This window comes from Streptomyces sp. NPDC057950 (assembly GCF_042887295.1).
Classification (GTDB): domain Bacteria; phylum Actinomycetota; class Actinomycetes; order Streptomycetales; family Streptomycetaceae; genus Streptomyces; species Streptomyces kaempferi.
Genome location: NZ_JBHVPP010000003.1, coordinates 77,681 through 100,186, shown reverse-complemented (window position 1 = coordinate 100,186; position 22,506 = coordinate 77,681). Strand labels below are relative to the sequence as shown.

Below are 22,506 nucleotides of genomic sequence, written 5' to 3'. Positions count from 1 at the left end.
GCCCAGTGTCGTTCAGTCCTTCGTGAGAGCGGTCGTACTGCTACCTAGAGTACGTGCAGCGGCGGCTCCCGGTTCCCCGCGGTGGTCCGCCGACCGGAGCGGCTCGGGCTCACGGGGCGTGCCGAACAGGATCCGCCGGACGTCGGCGCGGGCCTGCCGCGCGGACTCGCGGGCGGCGGCCAGGGTCTGCCGGGTGATCCGGCCCACACCGCGGGCGGCCTCGGCGGCGGGCCGCAGGACCGTGTCCCGGACGGCATGCCCGACGGGTGTCAGGACGCTCCGGTACACCCAGCGCGCGGGCTCCACGAAGGCCCGCCGGAACAGCCGGGCGAGGAAGCGTCCGGCGGCGAGCGAGAGATGCCCGGCCACCCGCCAGGCGTGTCCGAGGGCCTCCGCGATCTCCCGGCCGACGACGGCGAGGACGCGTCCCACGGGGACCAGTACCCAGCGCCACACGGCGAGCGCGGGCAGGACGAGCAGGACACGCAGCGTCCAGTAGAGACCTGTGCCGATCCCGCGGAAGATCATCCGTACGAGTCGTCCGAGTCCGCGGGCCGTCCACGCGGCCGCCCGTCCGGCGGGCGCGAGGACCCACTCGTAGAACCACCGTGCCGGTACGACGATCAGATACCACGCGGGCCAGGCCACGGCCTTGCACACCCCGAGTCCGGCAGCCGCGAGCCCGACCCCGACACCTTTGAGCAGCCGGGCGAGCGCGCGGCCCGCCGGCGCCAGCAACCACGCGTACACCCGGCCGAGCCCGGCGCCGGTGCCGCGCAGCAGCCGGCCGAGGCCGCCGAGAACGCCCCGGAACAGCCAGGCCAGTGCGGCGCCGGTGCTCCGCGCCGCCCAGGCGATCGCGTGCCCGAGGGGGGTGAGCACCCGGCCGTACAGCCAGCCGGCGGGGACCACGAGCAGCAGGTACCCGACCCGGCCCAGTGTGCCGACGACCGGGACCACGGCGTACCGCCACAGCGTCACCAAGGGCCACACGAACACCGCCCACGCCACCCACAGCAGCGCCCGGCCCGCCGGCCGCAGCACGGTGTCGCGCAGCGACCGCCCGACGACGACCAGCGCGTCCCACGTCATGCGCACCGGCACCACGAGCACGAGCACGACGATCCGGACCGGCAGCCGGACAGCGACGGTGAGGCATCCCTCGGCACGGGGCACGGGTCGCCCAACGGGTCGCTCAGCGCGCGGCTCAGCGGCCCGCTGAGCGGGCCGCTCAGCGGGCGGCTCAGCGGGCCGCTCAGCGGGCGGCTCAGCGGGCCGCTCAGCGGGCGGCTCAGCGGGCCGCTTCACCAGATCCATACCGAAGGAGACGCGTCACCCGGGCGTACGGATGCGCGCGACCGCCTCCCGCCTCCCGCCTCCCGTCCCCGCGCGACCGCGCTCACCCGAGGCCGGTCGGCACCCGCCGCCGGGAGAGCCGGCCTGCGCCGCTCCAGGCCGAGTACGGGTCACGGCGGGGCAACAGAAGGATCCGGGTGGGCTGAAAGGACCGGACCGGGGCACTCGGCTCATCGAGGCACCGATGGGTGCCACTCCCTCGAAGGAAAGAGAAATCCATGTACATAGGACTGGGTACCGTCGTCCTCATCATCGTCATCGTCGCCGTCGTCATGATGCTGCGCCGCGGCTGACACCCGCCTCGCGTGCCGCACCGCGGGCCGACGGACGCCCGCGTGCCGCACGATCAGTCATGACCCATGGCCCGCCCCGAATTCCGTTCTCCGGGCGGGCATGGTCACGTCCGGCGAGATCCGGTGGCCGTGCTTTCACCGGGTACCGCGATGACCCGATTCATGTGACCGTATTAATCTGCCGTGTGACCGTATCAATCCGCCGGCCGGCGATCCGCCCAATCCACATCGACGACAAATCAAGGAATGGCGAGGCTATTCAGCAGATCGCCGTCGTCGACGGAATAGCGTGTCGGGCGCCTCCGTCACTGTCACCCTTGTTAACCTGCGGCTCCGGAGATATCCACGAGATCCACGAGGGATCGAACGCGCCAATTCACAGGGGTGATTTCCCCGGACGAATACTGGCGCAGTCCGGTCGAGAGGATACGGACCATGCAGGACTTTTCCCGTCGCGGACTGCTGAAGGCCACGGCGGTCACCGGCGCGGGCGCGGTCGTTCTCCCGGGCATCGCGGCCGCGGAGGCCCCGGGCGCGAGCGCCGTCACCCACGAGGCTGGCAACGCGACGTGCGGGCCGGCGAAGCTGACCGGCCGCATCGTCCGTCCCGACGACCCCGGCTACGCCGAGGCGAGCCTGGGCTGGGACGAGCTGTTCGTCCACTATCCGCTGGTCATCGTCTACGCCCAGCGGACCCAGGACGTGGTCAACGCCCTCACCTGGGCACGGCAGCACGATGTCGCGCTGCGGGTACGGAGCGGCGGCCACAGCCTCGAGGGCTGGTCGAACGTGGACAACGGCATCGTGATCGACGTCAGCGAGCTGAAGTCGGCCCACATCGACACGGCCGCCCGTACGGCGACGGTCGGAGCCGGGCTCAGCCAGCTGGAAGCGGTGACCACACTCGCGAAGAAGAACCTGGCGGTGACGACCGGCACGGAAGGCACCGTGGGCCTGTCCGGCGCGACGCTCGGCGGCGGCTTCGGTTTCCTCACCCGCTACCTCGGAATGGCCTGCGACAGCCTCATCGGGGCCGAGGTCGTCGTCGCCTCGGACGGCGACTGCGCCAAGGTCGTCAAGGCGGACCTGAAGAACAACTCGGACCTGCTGTGGGCACTCCGCGGGGCCGGCAACGGCAACTTCGGAATTGTCACGTCGCTCACCTACAAAGTGGCCCCGCTCAAGAGCGTCTCTTATGTGCAGGCGACGTGGGACGGCCTCGGAGACCTGCAGAGGCTCTTCGACACGTGGCAGCGTACGGCGCCGGTCGCCGACAACCGTCTCGGCACCCAGCTCGAAATTCACAGGAACCAGATCCTGCTGTTCGCGGTTCTCGCGGAGGGAACGCCCGCGGAGGCGAAGAGACTGCTGGCACCGATCCTTTCGATCGGCCGCCCCGAAGTCTCGGTGCAGGTCGGTAACTGGGGCGACGTATACGCGGGATTCCAGATTCCGACCGCGGACGAGCCGGCGAACTGGAAGTTCTTCTCGCAGTTCACCGACAAGCCGTTCCCGAAGAAGGCGATCAGCGTGATCGCCTCGTTCATGCGGGACGCACCGACGGACGACAGCAACTTCTTCACCCAGGCCTTCGGCGGAGCGGTCAGGAAGAGCCCGCGCGGCGGCACGGCGTTCCCGCATCGCAACGCGCTCTTCTACTCCGAGCCGGGTGCCGGCTGGGGGGACCGCAGCGTGCCGGGCAGCGGCGACGCGCTGACCCCGCGGGCACAGGCGTGGATCGCCGAGTTCAGCCAGGCTCTGCGGCCCTACGTGCACGGCGCCTACGTCAACGTCCCGAACATCGGCATGCAGGACTGGGAAACCGCCTACTGGGACGGCAACTTCGACCGGCTGCGCAAGATCAAGGCGAAGTACGACCCCCGCAACGTCTTCCAGTACGAGCAGAGCGTCCCGCCCGCGTTCCGCTGAACGACCAGCCGGGCCAGGCCCCCTCCCGACCGGGAGGGGGCCTGGCCATGTCCTCTTCCCGGTCAGGAGGGTGCCTGGTCATGCCCTCTTCCCGGTCAGGAGGGGGCCTGGTCATGGCCCCTTCCCGCCGCCATGTCCTCCGCGGCCCGGCCGGCGCAGCACCCGTCCGTCGCCGCGTCGGGGTCGGCGCTCTCGCCGAGAGTGTCGGCGTCCGCCTTGACGACGTAGACCTCCCACGGCTCGCGCCCCGGGCCATGGACCCACACCTTGTCCTGGAGGGCGTAGCAGCAGGACGTGTCGTTCTCCTCGAAGGTGGCCAGCCCGGCGTCCTCGAGGCGACCGGTCGCGGCCGTGACCTGGTCGGTGGACTCGACCTCGACGCCGAGGTGATCGAGCCGCGTGTCCTGTCCGGCCTCGCCCTCGATCAGGACGAGCTTGAGCGGGGGCTCGGCGATGGCGAAGTTGGCGTAGCCCTCGCGCCGCTTGGCCGGTTCGGTGCCGAACAGCTTCGAGTAGAAGGTGATCGACGCTTCCAGGTCGCTGACGCGCAGGGCGAGCTGAGCACGAGACATGACATGACCCCCATCTGCTTGCATTGACATATGTCGATACAACCTTGCGCTCTGGATCGAAGAACGTCAACATAGAAGCATGTCGAAGCAAGAACTCCGGGTGCTCGGGCAAGAGGACCGGTCCGCCGCCTGCCGCCCAGGCCCGGTGACCGTGCCGTTGGACGAGGACCAGGCTGCCGAGCTGGGGAAGATCTTCAAGGCTCTCGGTGACCCGGTCCGCCTGCGGCTGCTGTCGATGATCGCCTCGCGGGCGGGCGGTGAGGTCTGCGTGTGCGACCTGACACCCGCCTTCGATCTGTCCCAGCCGACCATCTCCCACCACCTCAAGCTGCTTCGGCAGGCGGGCCTGATCGACTGCGAACGCCGGGGTACGTGGGTCTACTACTGGGTGCTTCCCGGCACCCTGGACCGGCTCTCCCTGTTCCTCAAGACGGCACAGACGGCACAGGCTGAACAGGCTGCACGGGCGGCAGAGGCGACCGCGTGAGCGCTTCGCTGAGGCAGCGGGCTCTTGCCGAGGCTGTCGGCTCGGCCGCGCTGGTCGCGGTGGTGGTCGGCTCGGGAATCCAGGCCACCGAGCTGACCCGGGACGTCGGAGTCCAACTGCTGGCCAATTCGCTGGCCACCGTCTTCGGGCTTGGCGTGTTGATCGCGCTCCTCGAGCCGGTCTCGGGCGCGTACTTCAACCCCGTCGTCACCCTCGCGGCCTGGTGCGCCGACCGTCGTTCCGGCGACGGCCTGAGCGGTCGGGACGTAGCCGCCTACCTTTCCGCCCAGACCGCCGGAGCGATCGGCGGCGCGATCCTGGCCGACGCCATGTTCGCCGAGCCCCTGGTGCGCTGGTCCACGCACGACCGTTCCTCCGGTCACCTGTGGCTGGGCGAACTGGTCGCGACCGCGGGACTCGTCCTGCTGATCTTCGGGCTCGGCCGGACCGCTCGCGCTCACTTCGCCCCTGTGGCCGTAGCGGCCTACATCGGAGCGGCGTACTGGTTCACGTCCTCCACGTCGTTCGCCAACCCGGCCGTCACCGTCGGGCGCGCCCTCACCGACACGTTCGCCGGCATCGCACCCGCCTCGGTCGGCCCGTTCATCGTGGCCCAGCTGATCGGCGCCGCACTGGGTCTCGCGCTGGTGACGGCGGTGTTCGGACGCGCGGCACCCGCGCGAACCGGCACCGCCCCCGTTCAGGGCGATCCCGAACTCGCCCTCCCCGCACTCCCCCGACCGGCTTCCGCCACTCCCCCGCCCGGCTTCCGCCCAGAAGGACAACCGCGATGAATACCCCCGCAGAACGCCGCCCGTCCGTGCTGTTCGTCTGCGTCCACAACGCCGGGCGCTCCCAGATGGCCGCGGCGTTCCTCACCCATCTCGCGGAGGATCGGGTGCAGGTGCGCTCCGCCGGGTCCGCGCCCGCCGGTACGGTCAACCCGGCTGTCGTGGAAGCGATGTCGGAGGCCGGCATCGACATCTCCGCCGAGGTCCCCAAGGTGCTCACCGTGGAGGCCGTCCAGTCGTCGGACGTGGTGATCACGATGGGCTGCGGCGACACGTGCCCGTTCTTCCCCGGCAAGCGCTACCTCGACTGGGAGCTCCCCGACCCCGCGGGCCAGGGAGTCGACGCCGTCCGCCCCATCCGCGACGAGATCGAGAAGCGCATCCGCGGCCTGCTCGACGAGATCGCCCCGCCGAGTGAAGTGTGAGTGCGGCAACCGCGGTTCGCATCGTGACCAGGGCCCCGGACACGGCTACCGGACCTTCCGCGCGCCCCTGGCCGGGTTCGCCGCGCAGGGCTGTCACGAACACGGGGTCGTCACCGACGCGGGTATCACGAACACGGGGTTGTCACAAACGAGGAGGCCGTCTTGTCGTCATCTCCAGACAGTCCCTGTTTGGAGGACCACATGAGCGCTGAACACGCACACCTGCCCCCGGGCGTCGAGGTGATCGCCACCCTGCCGGAAGCCGCGGCCCGGATCCCGGCCGGCTCCGAGGCGAGGACCATCCGAGTGACCCTGTCGCCCGGTGACCCGGGCGCGCCGCCGCACCGTCACCCCGGGCCGCTCTTCGGCTACGTGACCCAGGGCGAGATCCTCTTCGAGCTGGAGGGGCAACCGCCCCGGGTGCTCAAGGCCGGGGACGCCCTGTTCGAGCCCGGCGGCGACGTGATCCACTACCAGGGAGGCAACAACCTCCCGGACGCGCAGTCGCAACTGGTGGTGACCATGTTCGCGCAGCCGGGCACCCCCGTTCTGACCGTGGTCAGCGCGGAGGAACTCGCCGAACGACGACACTTGCGATTCCCCCAGCCCTGACGGCCTTCAGCCTCCGGGTGGGCACCGCTCCAGGAGTCCGATCGGCCGGCCCGCCCGGAGCCGGGCCGCTCTCGCCGGTCCGACGTACTCGGCCGCTCAAGGCCGCTTGCGTACAGCGTCGTTGATGTCGGCTGACGGATCCCGGCCGGCTGGTGTCGACCGGTCGATGTCAGCCGGTCGATGTCGGCCCGTCGATGTCAGCCGGCTCGCGCCGGGTCGCCGATACGAGGCCCCGTCGGGCGAACGCGTTGCGGTACCGCGCCGCCGTACAGCACCTTCGGCACCGTCGTGGCCACGCGCCCGGCGGGCCGGCGAGCGCGACCGGCCTCACCACCCGCAGTCGATGTCGGCCGAACCCCCGTACAGGACCGGATCGGTGCTCGTGCCGACGATCCGCAGAAGACCGCGGTCCCGCCCCCAGTCCAACTCGTACGTGCCTGCGCCGACGGGCCGGTAACCGTCGTCGACCGTCCAGGATCCCGACGCGCCCAGAGCCAGGCCGGTACGCCCCACCGCGTACGCCTCACCGTTGCCGATCACGAGAAAGGACGTCTCCCGCACCACGGCCGTGCAGCCCTCCGGTCCCACGGGGCTCAGCACGTAGTACTCCGCATCCGAGATCAGGTCGTCCACCGCTCCCCACACAGTGCCGAGCACCGCCATGACGATCAGCAGAGTCCTCCCCGGCCGAGCCCACCTGACCCGCTTCCGCGGGAGCCTCGCGGCAGCCGCCGGGCGGCCCACCCGGGTGAGGACCCACCGGAGAACGAGCGACAGGACAAGCAGAGCCGCGCTCACCCCCCAGCCGGGCACCACCCGCCCCCGGACGACCAGCAGAAGGCTGCTCCAACTCGCCACGGCCGCGAGGACCAGACTCCCGGCGCCCGCTGCCGAGGAGACGGCCGGCGACCACCTCACGCCGCGTTCCGTACGTGCTTCGATCACGACGGGTACGACACCCCGGACGCGCTGCCGGTCGCGCTGAGAGGCCGAAGCACCTCGATGGCCCCCGGCCCCTCCGGCCTCGGCCTCATCGGTAGTCCTCCGGGTGACCCTGCATCCAGGTATTGATCTTGTCTCGCGTTCCGGTGAGCAGGTCTTGGTGTTTCTTGAGGTTCTCGAAGGAGCTGTCGTCGCCCAGTTCGGCCCGCAGTTCCACGTTCCATGCGAGGGGTTCCTTGAAGTGCCCGGGGCCCTGGGGGTCCGCTTTCATCGCCTTGTCGAGACTGTTGAGCTCATCGAGCACCCGCCCCAGGAAGTACTCGCAGTTCCCCGGGGTCGTGCACCCGTCGTTGTAGGTGGCCTGGAGACGGGCGAACGCATCGCGGACCTTCTCGGCCCCCGGTGCCGGTTCCACCGTGCTCGGGGCGGCCGGCTCCTCGGTCGCGGGAGCCGACACCGTCTTACGGACGGGAGACTCCTCATCGCTCGAGGTCGTACCCGGGCTACCGCTGCAGGAGAGGAGCAATGACGACAGGACCACGACGAGCGTGGAGACGCTGAGAGCGTGCCGTGCGCGCAAGCTGATCATGCCGCGTACGACTCTCCAGGGCGCTCGCTGGTTGTGCCGCGTGCCGGAACCGTCCCGCATCCGGTGCGCGTACCTCGCTGGGCCGCGCCTGCCGGGGACAGCGGAGTCCCAGGTCCTCCGCCGACTCCCGCTGTCAGGTTCCGGGTGCCGGCGTCACTGCCGGGAGGGACACATCGCCGCTGGAGCGGATGAGGGCTGTCCATCGTCGCGATCTCGTGGACCAGCGGGGCACCCACTCGTGGAACAGCGAACGTCCGTCCGGGGAAAGGGCCCGGGGAACGGGCCACGGAGAAACGGGGCGGCCGAACTCTTCGTCAGCCCACGCACGGTGGAATGGCACCTGGGCAACGTCTTCACGAACCTCGGGCTCAGCTCCCGCAGGCAACTGCGCTCCGCGCTGCCTGCGCCGAACCAGCGCCGCGGACGGCAGAAGCAGCGGGTGGCGACCTGACGGCAGGGCGGGTCCGAATCCCACACCCGCATCACACCCACCGCAGGACGGCCCCTGACCAGGTGAATCGGTCAGGGGCCGTCGTCGCGCGCGCTGTCGGTGACTGCCCGCTGTCCGCCGCTGGTTGCCGGTCGATCGGGCACGGCAGGGGCACGGGAACCGGCGGTGCACAGCCCGGGGCCCGCGGCGGGACGTGGGGAGGCGGGTCAGCCGGTGCAACCGGCCACGTGAGAGGGGCTGCCGACGCAGTTGGTGGGACGGTTTCCCGTGATGGGGGAGCGTTTGTTCACCACGACGCTTCCGGTCCCGTCGAACACGCCTCCAGGGGCACTGCTCGCGCTGTTCTCGGTGACGGAGCTGCGGTTGAGGACGAGGTACGAGCCGGAGTTGACGTTGTAGATACCGCCGGCCAGCAGACCGGCGGTGTTCTTCTTGATGGTGCTCCGGTTGAAGGTGGCTCTTCCGAGCTGTGCGTTGGTGACGCCCCCTCCGTGGTCGCTGGCGGTGTTGTCGACGATCGTGCTGTCGTCGACGGTCATCCGGAAGTCGTTCCAGAGGCCGCCGCCGTCGCCTGCCGTGACCCTGTTGCCGGTGATGGAGCTGCGGGAGATGGTGATCCTGTCGTCGTTGAACACGCCTCCGCCAAAAAAGCTGCCGGCCGTGTTGTCCTCGATCGAGGTGGAAACGACGGAGGTGGAGCCCTCGCTGGAGATCCCCCCACCCGAGCCTGCGGCATCGTTGTCGACAACCCTGGACCGAACGAGCCTCAGGGTTCCCAGGTTCTCGATGCCGCCACCGTTGTTACCGGCGGTGTTGCCTTTGACGAGGACGGATGTCGCGTGGAGTGTCCCCCTGTCCTGGACGAGGACGCCCCCGCCGTCGCCAGTCACTTCACCATTCTCGATCTTGAGATCGCTGAGCGTCACCCTGCCACCGGCCGCGACATCGAGAAGGCGGAAGAGGTTCGCGGTGGTACCGCGCCGGAGAGTGGCGCCGTTTCCGTCGATGGTGACAGGCACCTTGATCGGAGGTGTCGCGTCATCACCCGAGAAGCGTGCCGTGAAGTCGTAGACGCAGCCCTTGGCGAGACTGATTTTGCCAAAACCTCGGGCGTTGGCTCTGGTGATGGCGGCGACAAGGGAACTCGTCTTGCACCGCACATGCTCAGGGCTGTGGGCAACCGCGGGGACGGCGGTGACGGCGGTGGCGGCCGCAGCAATCGCGACGGCACCGGCAAGGGCTCGAAGTGCGGGCAAGGCGGCATCCCTGCTTTCGGATCGACGGGGTCCAGGCTCAGGGCCTGCATGGGCGCACTACACAAATGCGCGACCGCGTCGAGAATGTGCTTTACCGATTTCCGGCGCATGCAGCCACGCTGGCCACTCCCTCGTTCGGTGGCGAGGACAACCCGAAGAGACCTGCGAGTCTGCTCCACGCCCGCTTGATGCGAGATGGCTCCCTGATCAACTGGGCCTGCCAGTCAGTCCATGTGACCGGTCAGGTGGGCGAACTGAGGCGCCCTCAGACCCGCTCCACCTCGCACACGATGTGCGGCGACGCCTCAGGTCCCGGCAGCAGCGAGAAGGTGTCGACAGAGTCGACGGGTGAGGGACGAGACGCCGACCGCGGCCGACGCGGCCGCCACCCCGTCCTCGCTCACCCCCACCGACACCCCGCCCACCCGATCGAGCGCCCCGTTCACCTCAGTGCGTGTGACCACTCGAAGCGGGCGCAGGCGCCGCGTTCTTGACCGTCAGCGGCAGCTTGCCTGTCGGGCCGATCTGGAGTGGGTGTCCATCTGAGGGTACGAAGCCACCCACAGTCCCGTCAGAGCCCCGACTACCTCTTTAGGAGCGAGGCTGGAGAATCACAGGCCTGACCTGCGAATTCCTGGTGGAGTCTGACTGCCCCTGTCACTCCGACCGATCCGCGCCCCCTCGATGCGAACTATGGGCGCGACGGTTACTGAGGGTCGATTGGCTGGCCGTTGATTTGCCAGAGGTCTTACTCGGTTGACTGCGGTCTGTGCGGTTGCTGTACTCCGCTGCTGTACAGCGACTTCGGGGGACCCGTGACCACACTGCCGGCAAGCGTAGATCGCGACATCGTCGATCACCGGATCATCTTCGCGCTCAAGACGATCCGCGAAGCGTTGGACTGCACGATTCATGAAGCCATTGACGTGTTCGCGGTCCGGTATGAGGAGCTGCGCCGTGATCGTCCGGACGACTTCGCTGTCGGGCCCGAGGAGTACGGCAGGGGGTTCTACTCCTGATCGGCGGACGGTCTTGAAAACCGTCGTGGCAGCGATGTCACCGTGAGTTCGAATCCCACACCCACCGCAGGTGAACGGCCCCTGACCAACAACATCGGTCGGGGGCCTTCGTCATGGCTGATGCCCGCTCGTGACCACTGTTCGCCGGTGTTCCCCGGTCGATCGGGCACGCGTAGGGCACGGGCGAACGACGACTACCGTTTCAGCGCTCGGTAGCGCTTCAGGAGAGTGGCGATTCCGTCAGGATCAGCACGGCTGTTCAGCTCTGTCAGCAGATCGTCGGGGCAGAGTTCGTACAGGTCTCCCCACCAGCGCCGTCCCTTGTTGTCCCAGATCCGGTATCCGCCTGGCACTCCGCGCGCTACGTACCGCCGTTTACTCACGCCGCCCCTCCCGCCGTCGGTTGTCCTGATCAGAGAAGCAGGCCGATTCGCAGAGCACGACTTCATTGCCCCCCACTGTCCCCAGGACCCATCCCGTCCGCCGTCGACCCACACAGCGTGGAGCGGGCCTGGTTTAGTGCGTCCAGGTGGAGCGCGCCACTGTACGAACGACCTGGACGCCCTGGGCCGCGGCTGCTCAACTCTGCCTGGGTCGACGGCAGACGGGATGGGAGCACCCCGCGCACGCCCCTACGGACCTGTGGCCGGGAACGGCGCCCCTTCCATCCCGGTGCCGGCCGATCCCCCGCCGGAGGCATCGCCGTGACCGTGACGTACGTACGGTGATCAACCCATCGCCCCGGGCTTGCCCTCGTGTGCGCGCTGGCGCAGCCCGCCGGAGCGGGCCGAAGGCAGGAACGGCGGCGGAGCGGAGCCAGGAGCGCGCCCGGCGGAGCGGAGCGCAGCCGGGGCTTGATCAGTAGTGGAGAAGGTTGTAACTCAGTGCGCTTCAGGGAAGCCGCGGCTCACGGACCCACAAGTCACGGAAAGCCAACGAGCCCCCTCCCAGTCAAGCGAAGGGGGCTCGTATGGTCCTCTATCCCGCTTGGCAGCGCCGAACCTGCCCTAGGTCCACTCCACCTCGGAGACGATCCCCGCAGCAGCTCCAGGGCCCGGCAACGGCGTCCGGGAGGGCGCCGCCGACGCGGAACGGCGAGGGCCCGAAGTGCCTACCGCAGCCAACGCCGCGGCGACCTCGTCCTCACTCACCCCCGCCAGCGCCTCAATCCCCCGATCGAGCGCCCCGTTCACCTCAGTGCGTGTGACCGCTCGAAGCGGGCGCAGGCGCCGCGTTCTTGACCGTCAGCGGCAGCAGCTTCTTGCCTGTCGGGCCGATCTGGATGTGGGTGTCCATCTGAGGACAGACCCCACAATCGAAGCACGGTGTCCAGCGGCAGTCCTCGACCTCGGTCTCGTCGAGGGCGTCCTGCCAGTCCTCCCAGAGCCAGTCCTTGTCGAGGCCGGAGTCGAGGTGGTCCCAGGGGAGGACCTCCTCGTAGGTGCGCTCGCGGGTCGTGTACCAGTCGACGTCCACGCCGAAGGCGGGGAGGGTCTTCTCGGCGCAGGCCATCCACCGGTCGTAGGAGAAGTGCTCGCGCCAGCCGTCGAAGCGGCCGCCGTCCTCGTAGACGGCGCGGATGACCGAGCCGATACGGCGGTCTCCGCGGGAGAGCAGGCCCTCGACGATGCCGGGCTTGCCGTCGTGGTAGCGGAAGCCGATCGAGCGGCCGTACTTCTTGTCGCCGCGGATCTTGTCGCGGAGCTTCCCGAGGCGGTCGTCCGTCTGCTCGGCGGAGAGCTGCGGGGCCCACTGGAAGGGGGTGTGCGGCTTGGGGACGAAGCCGCCGATCGAGACCGTGCAGCGGATGTCGTTCTGGCCGGAGACCTTGCGGCCCTCGGCGATCACGTTCATCGCCATGTCGGCGATCTGCAGGACGTCGTCGTCCGTCTCCGTCGGCAGGCCGCACATGAAGTACAGCTTCACCTGGCGCCAGCCGTTGCCGTAGGCGGTGGAGACGGTCCGGATCAGGTCCTCCTCCGAGACCATCTTGTTGATGACCTTGCGCATGCGCTCCGAGCCGCCCTCGGGAGCGAACGTCAGGCCCGAGCGGCGGCCGTTGCGCGTCAGCTCGTTCGCCAGGTCCACGTTGAAGGCGTCGACACGGGTGGAGGGGAGGGAGAGGCCGATCTTGTCCTCCTCGTACCGGTCCGCGAGGCCCTTCGCGAGGTCACCGATCTCGCTGTGGTCCGCGGAGGACAGGGACAGCAGGCCCACCTCCTCGAACCCCGTCGCCTTCAGGCCCTTCTCGACCATGTCGCCGATGCCCGTGATGGAACGCTCACGGACCGGACGGGTGATCATGCCCGCCTGGCAGAAGCGGCAGCCGCGCGTGCAGCCGCGGAAGATCTCCACGGACATGCGCTCGTGGACCGTCTCCGCGAGCGGGACGAGGGGCTGCTTCGGGTAGGGCCACTCGTCGAGGTCCATGACCGTGTGCTTCGACACGCGCCACGGAACGCCCGACTTGTTGGGCACCACACGGGCGATCCGGCCGTCGGCGAGGTACTCGACGTCGTAGAACGCCGGGATGTAGACGTTGCCCGTCTTCGCCAGGCGGAAGAGGACCTCCTCGCGGCCACCCGGACGGCCCTCGGCCTTCCAGGCCCGGATGATCTCGGTCATGTCGAGCACGGCCTGCTCGCCGTCACCGATGATCGCGGCGTCGATGAAGTCGGCGACGGGCTCGGGGTTGAAGGCCGCGTGACCGCCGGCCAGCACGATCGGGTCGTCGAGGGTGCGGTCCTTGGACTCCAGGGGGATCCCGGCCAGGTCCAGGGCCGTCAGCATGTTCGTGTAGCCCAGCTCCGTGGAGAAGGACAGTCCGAAGACGTCGAATGCCTTCACCGGGCGGTGGCTGTCCACCGTGAACTGGGGGACCCGGTGCTCGCGCATCAGCTCCTCCAGGTCCGGCCAGACGCTGTACGTGCGCTCGGCGAGGACGCCCTCACGCTCGTTGAGGACCTCGTAGAGGATCATGACGCCCTGGTTGGGCAGTCCGACCTCGTAGGCGTCGGGGTACATCAGCGCCCAGCGGACGTCGCAGGCTTCCCAGGGCTTGACCGTGGAGTTGAGCTCTCCGCCGACGTACTGGATCGGCTTCTGCACATGCGGGAGCAGAGCTTCGAGCTGTGGAAACACCGATACAGCGGCTTCGGCAGGCATCTCGCGAACCTTCGTGAGCTGGAACGTACTGACAGGGGTGACCATCCAGCGTAACGCGGCCGGGAGCGGCCTCCGTACGATCAGATGCCGCTGCCTCCCCTGATCGACTCCCACTCCCCCGGGAAAGCCGCCTCGACCGCCGCCGCGCGCCGCTCCTCACGGCCGTACAGCAACCCGTACGTGAACGCGCTCTCGCCCGCCGCGTGGGCCTGGGCGGCCAGCTCGCGCAGGGCCTCGCGGGCCATCACGCTGTCCTGGTGGTCGCCGAGCAGGCTCTGCAGCGACTTCATCGCCTTGACCAGGCCCGCCGCGGGTCCGCCGAGGGCGGGGGTGGCGGCCTCGGCCCCGTACCGGGTGCGCTTGGCCTTCTTGCGGGCCTCGTGCATCGCGAGGTCGCGCTCGGCGCCGGGGGCCAGGTCGAGGGCCTCGTCGACCCGTGCGGAGACCTTCGCGAAGTCCTTCCGTACGGCCTTGGTGATCACCTTCGAGGGGTCGCCCGCCGCGGCCTTCAGCAGGGGCGGGCCGGTCACCACACCGTCGAGCGCCGCCAGCAGGTCCAGGTAGCGGCTGCCGTCCAGTACGGCGATCACGTGGCGTCGGGAGCCGTCACCGCGGGCCTGCGACCAGGTGTGCAGACGGTCGCGGACGGGGCCGGTGAGCAGGGCACCCGGGAGCTCGTCGAGCGCCGCCGTCAGGCGTTCGGTGAGGACTTCCTGGTCACGGCCGACGCCCAGCTCGCCGGCGAGCCACTTCAGTTCCTCGCCGATCGGGTCGGTGACGGCGCGGTCGAGGATCTTGCCGTACGAGCGGAAGGCGCTGCGCATACGGCGGGTGGCGACGCGCATGCTGTGGACGGAGTCGTGCAGGTCGCGGCGGACGGCGGGGTCCAGTTCGACGATGGCGTCGCGCTGGGTACGGAGGTAGGCGAGGACGTGGTCCCCAGCCGTCCGCGGGGCGCGGTCCGCGGGCGCGAGCGCGGGCGCGACCCGCTTCTTTGTGGTGTCAGTGGCCTTGGTGGCCTTGGTGGTCTTGGTGGTGTCCGTGGTCTTCGTGGTGTCCGTGGTGTCCGTGTCGCTGAGGGCCCTGGCGAGTTTGGACTTCGACGAGGAGCGTTCGAGGCCCGCCTTGCGGAGCTTCTTCTCCACCTTGTCGAGGAAGGCCGGATCGCCGTCGTCGGCGAGCTCCACCTCGATCTCCGTCCACTCGGCGACGCCGGTACCGCCGCTGAGGCGCTCCGCCCGGACGCGGTCGACACTGACCTCGGCGAGCAGGGCTCCGGAGGCGTCGACGAGGTGGCGGACGTCCCGGGCCGACAGCAGGCGTACGACGGGCACGAGTTCGGCTTCGCGCACCCGGGAACGTACGAGGGCGGACAGGGAGTCGGGGACGGTGTCGGAGAGCGGGGCGCGGATCTCGTCGCGGACGCCTTCGGAGACGGGGAGTTTGAGGTGCCAGCCGGCGTCGCCGCCGCCGGTGCGGCGGCGCAGGGTGAGGGAGGCGGCGGCGAGTCGTTGGTCGGCCGTGTCGTAGTAGGTGGCGTCGAGGTCCGCCACGCCCTTGTCGATGACGCCGGAGACTCCGGGGACGCGGGTCAGGTCCGGCAGGGCCGGGTCACCTCCGGTGGGAGAGCCCTCGTACTTCCGCTCGATTTCTCGCTTGGTGTCCGCCATGACCCGAATCTAGTGGCAGCGGGGCCGGGATGGCAGTGCCCGGACCTGCCGGGACGGTCGCGGGAGACCGGATTTCGCCCCCGGCGCCGCTCCCCGTGCCGTTCCCCCGGGGCCGTCGTCCCCGGTCCCCCGGGCCACCTGAACGATCTCGTCCGAAAAACCCGGCCGCCCCGAACGAACCAACCGGCCCGACCGGCATCCGGGGGGCGGCAGCCGTCGTCCGGCGCGGGCACCCCGGCACGAGTCGGGCCCTGCCCGGAGCCCGGCGGAACGCCACGCCGGTCCGGGTTCCCGGCGCCAGGAGGCCGCGGGAACATCAGGCGGTCCCCGTTCCCAGAGCCCCGGCCCGCTCCGGGGGCCCGATCGGCCCGCCCCGCGCCATCACGCCGCCCGAGCCCCGGCCACCGGGCCGCCGCGGACACCGACGGGCGCCACGAACACCGACGGGCGCCGGAGGCACCTCGCGGGACACCCCGCGGAGCGCCCCGCCCGGCGCCCCGCGCGACACCTCCCCGCCCAACCGCCAAAGACCTACGCCGACATGGGCCGTTGGACTCTGATCGACTGCAGCAGGCCCACCGCCACCCATACCGCGAACATCGATGAACCGCCGTAGGAGACGAACGGGAGGGGGAGGCCGGCGACCGGCATGATGCCGAGCGTCATGCCGACGTTCTCGAATGCCTGGAAGGCGAACCAGGCGATGATGCCGGCGGCGACGATCGTGCCGTACAGCTCGGTGGTCTCGCGGGCGATGCGGCAGGCCCGCCACAGGACGACGCCGAGCAGGAACAGGATGAGGCCGGCGCCCACGAAGCCCAGTTCCTCGCCCGCGACCGTGAAGACGAAGTCCGTCTGCTGTTCGGGGACGAACTGGCCGGTCGTCTGGGAGCCGTGCCCCAGGCCGGTGCCGAAGAGGCCGCCGGAGCCGATGGCGATCCGCGCCTGGTTGGTGTTGTAGCCGACGCCGGCGGGGTCGAGGTCGGGGTTGGCGAAGGCGGCGAAGCGGTTGATCTGGTACTCGTCGAGGATCTTGAGCTGCCAGATCGCCACCGCGCCCAGCGCGCCGGCCCCGAGCAGGCCGAACACCCAGCGGTTGGAGGCGCCGGAGGCGAGCAGCACACCGAGCACGATGATGACCGCGACCATGATCGTGCCGAGGTCGGGCATGAGCATGACGATCATCATCGGGACGGCCGCGAGGCCCAGTGCCTGGAGCACGGTGCGGTGGTCCGGGTACTGCTTGTCGCCCGCGTCCACCCGGGTGGCCAGCAGCATCGCCATGCCCAGGATGATCGTGATCTTGGTGAACTCGGCGGGCTGGAGCGAGAGACCGCCCGCGACGAGCCAGTTGCGCTGGCCGTTGATCGTCGCGCCGAGCGGGGTGAGCACCAGCAGGATCATGAAGACCGAGAGGCCGTACAGGATCGGGACCGCGGTGCGCAGGGTGCGGTGGCCGAGCCAGACCGTGCCGATCATCAGAGCGATGCCGATGCCGGTGTTCATGAGGTGGCGGATGAGGAAGTAGTACGGGTCGCCCTGGTTGATCTCGGTGCGGTTGCGGGTTGCCGAGTAGACGAGGGCCGAGCCGATCAGCGACAGCGCGACGGCCGACAGCAGTATCGGCCAGTCGAGGCGGCGGGCCAGCGAGTCGCGGGCGAGCAGCCGCGACATGCCGCCGCGCTCGGGGCCGTACCCGGAGACGGAGAAGTTGTTCGCTCCGGTCATGTCAGGATCCTCATCCTCCGCCGCTTCCGCGGGCGTTCCGAGCGCCTGCGGGTGTTGCGGTTGCTCGCGTTCGGCGACGGCGTGGTGGCCCCGTCCTGCTGCTGGTCGGTGGTGCCGGAGGTGTCCTTCTTGTTGGCCTGCTGGTCCTTGGCCGGGTCCTTGGAGATCTCCGGGGAGTCGATCGAGCCGTCGGGCTGGATCTTGGGAAGGCTCTTCTGCGGGGTGGGGAGCAGGGCCTTCTTCTTGTCGATGGCACCGTCGGGCGAGACGCCGTACAGGGCGTTGTAGATGTTGCGGACGGCCTCACCGGAGGCTCCGGAGCCCGTACCGGCCTGGGCGATCGTCATGACGATCGTGTAGTCCTTGGAGTAGGTGGCGAGCCAGGAGGTCGTCTGCTTGCCGTAGACCTCGGCGGTACCGGTCTTGGCGTGCAACGGGATCTTGTCCTGCGGCCAGCCACCGAACTTCCAGGCGGCCGTTCCGCGGGTGACGACGCCCTCCAGGGCCGCGTTCATGCCCTTGAGCGTGGCCTTGCTGACCGGCAGCTTCCCGCGGACCTTGGGCTTGATCTCCTCGACGCTCCGGCCGTCGGCGCTGACGATCGCCTTGCCGATGGTGGGCGTGTGCACGGTGCCACCGTTGGCGATCGCCCCGTAGATCATGGCTTCCTGGATCGGGGTGACGAGGGTGTCGCCCTGGCCGATGGAGTAGTTGATCGAGTCGCCCTCGCGCATCTTGTTGCCTTCGAGGCAGTTCTCGTACGCGATCCGCTGGACGTAGTCGCCGTTCTTCTTGCCGGTCTTGCACCAGACGGCCTTGTTGGCCTTCCAGTAGTTCTGCTTCCACTGGCGGTCGGGGACCCGGCCGGTGACCTCGTTGGGCAGGTCGACGCCGGTCTCCTTGCCGAGGCCGAACTGGTGGGCGGCCTTGTAGAAGTAGTCCTTGGGGGTCTTCTTCGGGTTGATGCCGCCGTCCTTCTTCCACTCGTTGTCGGCGAGGCCGTAGAAGACGGTGTCGCAGGAGACCTCGAGGGCCCGGCCGAGTGAGATGGGGCCGAAGTTCTCGCCCTCGAAGTTCTTGAAGACCTGGCTGCCCACCGAGTAGGAGCTCGTGCAGGGGTAGTTGCCGTCGAAGGCGTAGCCGGCCTCGACCGCGGCGGCCGTGGAGACGACCTTGAACGTCGAACCGGGCGCGGACTGACCCTGTATGGCCCTGTTGAGCAGCGGGTAGTCGGAGTCCTTGCCGGTGAGCCGCGTGTAGTCCTTGGCGGAGATGCCGCCGACCCAGGCGTTCGGGTCGTACGTCGGGTTGGACGCCATGGCGACGATCCGGCCGGTCTTGGCCTCCATCACGACGACCGCGCCGGAGTCGGCCTTGTAGTTCTCGCTGGTGATCTTGTCGTACTGGGTACGGGCGACCTTCATCGCGTTGTTCAGCTCGTACTCGGCGACGCGCTGGACGCGGGCGTCGATGCTGGTGACGAGGTTCGCGCCGGACTCGGCCTTGTCGCTCTTGGCCTTACCGATGACACGGCCCAGGTTGTCGACCTCGTAGCGGGTGACGCCGGCCTTGCCGCGCAGTTGCTTGTCGTACTGGCGCTCGAGACCGGAGCGGCCGACCTGGTCGGAGCGCAGGTACGGCGACTCGGTGTCCTTGGCCTTGGTGATCTCGGCGTCGGTGACCGGCGAGAGGTAGCCGAGGACCTGCGCGGTGTTGGACTTGCCGGGAGCGGCGTAGCGCCGTACGGCCTCGGGCTCGGCGGTGATGCCGGGGAAGTCCTCGGAGCGTTCACGGATCTGCAGGGCCTGCTTGGCGGTGGCCTCGTCCGTGATGGGGATCGGCTGGTAGGGCGAACCGTTCCAGCAGGGCTGCGGGGTCTTCGCGTCGCACAGCCGGACCTTCTGGATGACGTCCTCGGGCTTCTCGCCGAGCACGTCGGCGAGCTTGGTCAGGACCGCCTTGCCGTCGTCCTTCATCTTCAGGAGGTCGGTGCGTGAGGCGGAGACCACGAGCCGGGTCTCGTTGTCGGCGATCGGCACACCGCGCGCGTCGAGGATCGAGCCGCGCACGGCGGGCTGGACGACCTGCTGGACGTGGTTGCCGGAGGCTTCCTTGGCGTACTCGTCGCCGTTGCGGATCTGGAGGTACCAGAGGCGGCCGCCGAGGGTGCCGAGGAGGGAGAGCACGAGAATCTGGATGACGACGAGCCGGATCTGGACCCGTGGGGTCCTGCCGGTCTCGGGGATGTTGGTCACTGCTGCTGCCTCCCCCTCTCAGTGTGTGTACGAGACATACGAATACCCGGCCAACCTGTGTGCGCGAGCCACGGCGCCCGGAGTGAACTCATCCGCGGTCACAGTCGCTTGACCCCCTTGATGCGCCCCGCGCGGGCGACGCGCGCCCTGGCCGCCTTGACCCGCATACCGCGCTGGCTGCCGATGCGCAGACCGGTGCCGGAGGCGAGCCACCCCGAGGAGACGTCGGCGGCCTTGGCGGACGCGCCGGACTCGCCGAGCGGGTTGTTCTCCGCGCGCCGGGCCAGCGCCATCAGCCCCGGCACCACGAACGGCGCGAGCAGCAGGTCGTACAGCGCGGCCGTGAACAGCAGGCTGCCGAGACCCACATGGCGGGCGGCGGTGTCGCCGACCAGGGCGCCGACACCGGCGTAGAGCAGGGTGGAACCGACCGCGGCGGCGACGACCACGGCCATCGGTCCGGTCGCGGACTTGAGCTGGCCGTTCTCCGGCTTCACCAGACCGGCGAGATAGCCGATGACGCACAGCACGAGGGCGTAGCGCCCGGCGGCGTGGTCGGCGGGCGGGGCGAGGTCGGCGAGCAGGCCCGCGCCGAAGCCGATGAGGGCGCCGCCCACATGGCCGTAGACCATGGCGAGGGCCAGCACGGTCAGGAGGACCAGGTCCGGGACGGCACCGGGGAGGTGGAGACGGGCGAGGACGCTCACCTGGATCACCAGGGCGACGACCACCAGGGTGGTGGAGAGCAGCATCCGGTTGAGACGCATGGGGTTCGGCTCCTACTGCTGTTGCTGCTGGCCGTCGAGGGGGGCGTCCGCCGAGGGGGTGACCGTGACGGTCACGGTCGGCGTGGGCGTCGGTCTGGGCTTGGGGGGCAGGACCTCGTCGCGGGGGTCCTTGCGCGGGGCCCGGACGACGACGCCGACGATGTCGAGCTTCGTGAACGAGGCGTACGGCGTCACGTAGACCGTGCGGGTCAGGCCGCCGCCGGAGGGGTCGACGCGGGAGACCACGCCGACCGGGACGCCGGGGACGAAGGGCTTGTCGGCCTGCGAGCCGAACGTGACCAGGCGGTCGCCCTTCTTGATCTTGGCCTTGCCGTTGAGCAGCTCGACCCGCAGCGGGCGGTCGCCCTGTCCGGAGGCGAAGCCGAGTTCGTCGCTCGACTCCATGCGTGTGCCGACCGTGAAGTCGGGGTCGTTGGCGAGCAGCACGGTGGAGGTGTCGGGGCCGACGGTGGTGACGCGTCCGACCAGTCCGTCGCCGTTCAGGACGGTCATGTCGCGGGTGATGCCGTCGTTCGCGCCGACGTCGATCGTCACGGTCCAGGAGAAGCCCTGGGCCGCTCCTATGGCGATGACCTCGGCGCCCTTGATGCCGTACTGTCCGTCGCCGGCCATGCGCAGCATCTTGTTGAGCTGGCCCAGCCGGCTGCGATTGCGGTCGTCGCTGCCGAGTTTCGCCTTCAGCGCCGCGTTGTCGTGTTCGAGCCGGGCGACGCGGTCGTGCCGGTCGTCCGAGTCGCGGACCGCGGTGATCGCGTTGCCGACGGGGTCGACCGCGGAGGACACCCCGTTCTCGATCGGGCCGAAGACTGTCGCGGCGGCCTGACGGGCGCCCTGGACCGGTGAGTCCTCTCCGCCCCGGATGTCCACCGTGATCAGAGCGAACGCGATGGCGATCAGCAGCACCAGGAGCAGCCGGCTCTCTCGTGTGTCCCTCACGTGCGGCGGCCGTGCCTTCCTCGTCGGAATTCGTCGTACCCAAAGAGGGCAGCCCGCAGGACTGACCGAAGGGCCTCCCCAAGAGGCTGCCCCAAGAGGCTCTTTGGGTGAGCTTATGCCTCTATATCAACGATCCGCCGTACGAGAGGAGATCATCTCGTACGGCGGAACCGAAGAGTTACCTCATCTGCGCGGCTGGGCGTCCAGCACCTGCTGGAGCGCCTCGAACTCCTCGACGCACTTGCCGGCGCCGAGCGCCACGCTGTCCAGCGGGTCCTCGGCGATGTGGATCGGCATGCCGGTCTCGCGGCGCAGCCGCTCGTCGAGACCACGCAGCAGGGCTCCGCCGCCGGTCAGAACGATTCCGCGGTCCATCACGTCGCCCGACAGCTCCGGCGGGCACTTGTCGAGCGTCGTCTTCACGGCGTCGACGATCGCGTTGACCGGTTCCTCGATCGCCTTGCGGACTTCGGCCGCGGAGATGACGACGGTCTTGGGCAGCCCGGAGACGAGATCCCGGCCACGGATTTCGGTGTGCTCGTCAGTGTCGAGGTCGTACGCGGAACCGATCGTGATCTTGATCTGTTCCGCGGTCCGCTCACCGAGGAGGAGGCTGTACTCCTTCTTGATGTGCTGGATGATCGCGTTGTCCAGTTCGTCGCCCGCGACGCGGATGGACTGGGCGGTGACGATGCCGCCGAGCGAGATCACCGCGACCTCCGTGGTGCCGCCGCCGATGTCCACCACCATGTTGCCCGTGGCCTCGTGGACCGGCAGGCCGGAACCGATGGCCGCGGCCATGGGCTCCTCGATGATGTGCACCTGGCGGGCGCCGGCCTGGGACGACGCCTCGATGACGGCACGGCGCTCGACGCCCGTGATGCCGGAGGGCACACAGACGACGACACGTGGACGGGCGAGGTAGCGCCGCTTGTGGATCTTCAGGATGAAGTAGCGGAGCATGCGCTCGGTGATCTCGAAGTCGGCGATGACACCGTCCTTCAGCGGACGTACGGCAACGATGTTGCCGGGGGTCCGCCCGATCATCTTCTTGGCCTCCGCGCCGACCGCGAGAATGCCACCGGTGTTGGTGTTGATCGCGACGACGGACGGCTCGTTGAGTACGATCCCGCGACCCCTGACGTACACCAGCGTGTTGGCGGTCCCGAGGTCGACAGCCATGTCACGGCCGATGAACGACATTGAGTTCCCCATCAGGATTCGTCTGGCCTTCCCAAGTGG

General features: G+C 69.4%; 20 protein-coding genes and 1 tRNA gene. 8 read left to right on the top strand and 13 right to left on the bottom strand.

Features of this window, described 5'->3' with window-relative positions:
• Positions 1 to 12 precede the first annotated feature (12 nt).
• On the bottom strand, positions 13 to 1,317 hold the full coding sequence (locus ACFVTC_RS07340) for a hypothetical protein (protein WP_390124872.1): 1,305 nt from the start codon (positions 1,315 to 1,317) through the stop codon (positions 13 to 15).
• A 767-nt stretch (positions 1,318 to 2,084) separates the two neighbouring features.
• Here ACFVTC_RS07340 and ACFVTC_RS07335 point away from each other — a divergent pair.
• The gene (locus ACFVTC_RS07335) at positions 2,085 to 3,578 is read left to right on the top strand and encodes an FAD-binding oxidoreductase (protein ID WP_390124870.1); all 1,494 of its coding nucleotides are present in this window, start codon (positions 2,085 to 2,087) and stop codon (positions 3,576 to 3,578) included.
• 95 nt (positions 3,579 to 3,673) lie between these two features.
• Here the strand turns inward: ACFVTC_RS07335 and ACFVTC_RS07330 are convergent, their stop codons facing one another.
• Entirely contained in the window at positions 3,674 to 4,150 is a 477-nt protein-coding gene (locus tag ACFVTC_RS07330) for an ArsI/CadI family heavy metal resistance metalloenzyme (protein ID WP_390124868.1), read from the bottom strand.
• 79 nt (positions 4,151 to 4,229) lie between these two features.
• Between ACFVTC_RS07330 and ACFVTC_RS07325 the strand changes: the two genes are divergently transcribed.
• From ACFVTC_RS07325 to ACFVTC_RS07310, 4 genes are all read left to right on the top strand, one after another.
• Complete coding sequence (locus tag ACFVTC_RS07325; protein ID WP_390124866.1) at positions 4,230 to 4,637, top strand: ArsR/SmtB family transcription factor; 408 nt, start codon at positions 4,230 to 4,232, stop codon at positions 4,635 to 4,637.
• Positions 4,634 to 5,431, top strand: coding sequence for an aquaporin (locus ACFVTC_RS07320; protein WP_390124864.1), 798 nt, complete (start codon positions 4,634 to 4,636; stop codon positions 5,429 to 5,431). Before ACFVTC_RS07325 ends, ACFVTC_RS07320 begins: the two co-directional genes overlap by 4 nt.
• On the top strand, positions 5,428 to 5,853 hold the full coding sequence (locus ACFVTC_RS07315) for an arsenate reductase ArsC (RefSeq protein ID WP_390124862.1): 426 nt from the start codon (positions 5,428 to 5,430) through the stop codon (positions 5,851 to 5,853). The genes ACFVTC_RS07320 and ACFVTC_RS07315 overlap by 4 nt, the downstream gene beginning before the upstream one ends.
• A 201-nt stretch (positions 5,854 to 6,054) precedes the next feature.
• Complete coding sequence (locus tag ACFVTC_RS07310; protein WP_390124860.1) at positions 6,055 to 6,465, top strand: cupin domain-containing protein; 411 nt, start codon at positions 6,055 to 6,057, stop codon at positions 6,463 to 6,465.
• A 327-nt stretch (positions 6,466 to 6,792) separates the two neighbouring features.
• On the opposite strand, the gene ACFVTC_RS07305 is transcribed toward ACFVTC_RS07310, so the two are convergent.
• Positions 6,793 to 7,383, bottom strand: coding sequence for a hypothetical protein (locus tag ACFVTC_RS07305; RefSeq protein WP_390124859.1), 591 nt, complete (start codon positions 7,381 to 7,383; stop codon positions 6,793 to 6,795).
• Between the two features lie 112 nt (positions 7,384 to 7,495).
• Positions 7,496 to 7,996 carry a hypothetical protein gene (locus tag ACFVTC_RS07300; RefSeq protein WP_390124857.1) on the bottom strand — a complete coding sequence of 167 codons (501 nt, stop codon included), beginning with the start codon at positions 7,994 to 7,996 and terminating at the stop codon, positions 7,496 to 7,498.
• Between ACFVTC_RS07300 and ACFVTC_RS07295 the strand changes: the two genes are divergently transcribed.
• Positions 7,995 to 8,447, top strand: a complete 453-nt coding sequence (locus ACFVTC_RS07295; RefSeq protein WP_390124855.1) for a LuxR C-terminal-related transcriptional regulator — start codon at positions 7,995 to 7,997, stop codon at positions 8,445 to 8,447. The genes ACFVTC_RS07300 and ACFVTC_RS07295 overlap by 2 nt on opposite strands.
• Positions 8,448 to 8,653: 206 nt before the next feature.
• Here the strand turns inward: ACFVTC_RS07295 and ACFVTC_RS07290 are convergent, their stop codons facing one another.
• Positions 8,654 to 9,703, bottom strand: coding sequence for a hypothetical protein (locus ACFVTC_RS07290; RefSeq protein WP_390124853.1), 1,050 nt, complete (start codon positions 9,701 to 9,703; stop codon positions 8,654 to 8,656).
• Between the two features lie 815 nt (positions 9,704 to 10,518).
• On the opposite strand from ACFVTC_RS07290, the gene ACFVTC_RS07285 reads away from it, so the two are divergent.
• Positions 10,519 to 10,722 (top strand): hypothetical protein, encoded by a 204-nt coding sequence (locus ACFVTC_RS07285; protein ID WP_381241162.1) that lies wholly within the window; start codon positions 10,519 to 10,521, stop codon positions 10,720 to 10,722.
• Positions 10,706 to 10,786: transfer RNA gene (locus tag ACFVTC_RS07280), tRNA-OTHER, on the top strand. The genes ACFVTC_RS07285 and ACFVTC_RS07280 overlap by 17 nt, the downstream gene beginning before the upstream one ends.
• A 130-nt stretch (positions 10,787 to 10,916) precedes the next feature.
• Here ACFVTC_RS07280 and ACFVTC_RS07275 read toward each other — a convergent pair.
• From ACFVTC_RS07275 to ACFVTC_RS07240, 8 genes are all read right to left on the bottom strand, one after another.
• Positions 10,917 to 11,105, bottom strand: coding sequence for a hypothetical protein (locus ACFVTC_RS07275; RefSeq protein WP_390124851.1), 189 nt, complete (start codon positions 11,103 to 11,105; stop codon positions 10,917 to 10,919).
• Positions 11,106 to 11,916: 811 nt separating this feature from the next.
• Entirely contained in the window at positions 11,917 to 13,887 is a 1,971-nt protein-coding gene (locus tag ACFVTC_RS07270; RefSeq protein ID WP_390124849.1) for a TIGR03960 family B12-binding radical SAM protein, read from the bottom strand.
• Positions 13,888 to 13,967: 80 nt separating this feature from the next.
• Positions 13,968 to 15,557 (bottom strand): CHAD domain-containing protein, encoded by a 1,590-nt coding sequence (locus tag ACFVTC_RS07265; protein WP_390124847.1) that lies wholly within the window; start codon positions 15,555 to 15,557, stop codon positions 13,968 to 13,970.
• Between the two features lie 531 nt (positions 15,558 to 16,088).
• Complete coding sequence (rodA, locus tag ACFVTC_RS07260; RefSeq protein ID WP_390124845.1) at positions 16,089 to 17,285, bottom strand: rod shape-determining protein RodA; 1,197 nt, start codon at positions 17,283 to 17,285, stop codon at positions 16,089 to 16,091.
• Positions 17,282 to 19,540 carry a penicillin-binding protein 2 gene (gene mrdA, locus ACFVTC_RS07255; RefSeq protein WP_390124843.1) on the bottom strand — a complete coding sequence of 753 codons (2,259 nt, stop codon included), beginning with the start codon at positions 19,538 to 19,540 and terminating at the stop codon, positions 17,282 to 17,284. The genes rodA and mrdA overlap by 4 nt, the downstream gene beginning before the upstream one ends.
• Positions 19,541 to 19,638: 98 nt before the next feature.
• A complete protein-coding gene (mreD, locus tag ACFVTC_RS07250; RefSeq protein WP_266699173.1) occupies positions 19,639 to 20,307 on the bottom strand; it encodes a rod shape-determining protein MreD in 669 nt (222 codons plus the stop codon).
• Between the two features lie 12 nt (positions 20,308 to 20,319).
• Complete coding sequence (gene mreC, locus ACFVTC_RS07245; protein WP_390124840.1) at positions 20,320 to 21,264, bottom strand: rod shape-determining protein MreC; 945 nt, start codon at positions 21,262 to 21,264, stop codon at positions 20,320 to 20,322.
• Between the two features lie 183 nt (positions 21,265 to 21,447).
• Positions 21,448 to 22,467: a rod shape-determining protein gene (locus tag ACFVTC_RS07240; protein ID WP_153290602.1), complete on the bottom strand. Its 1,020-nt coding sequence runs from the start codon at positions 22,465 to 22,467 to the stop codon at positions 21,448 to 21,450.
• Positions 22,468 to 22,506 lie beyond the last annotated feature (39 nt).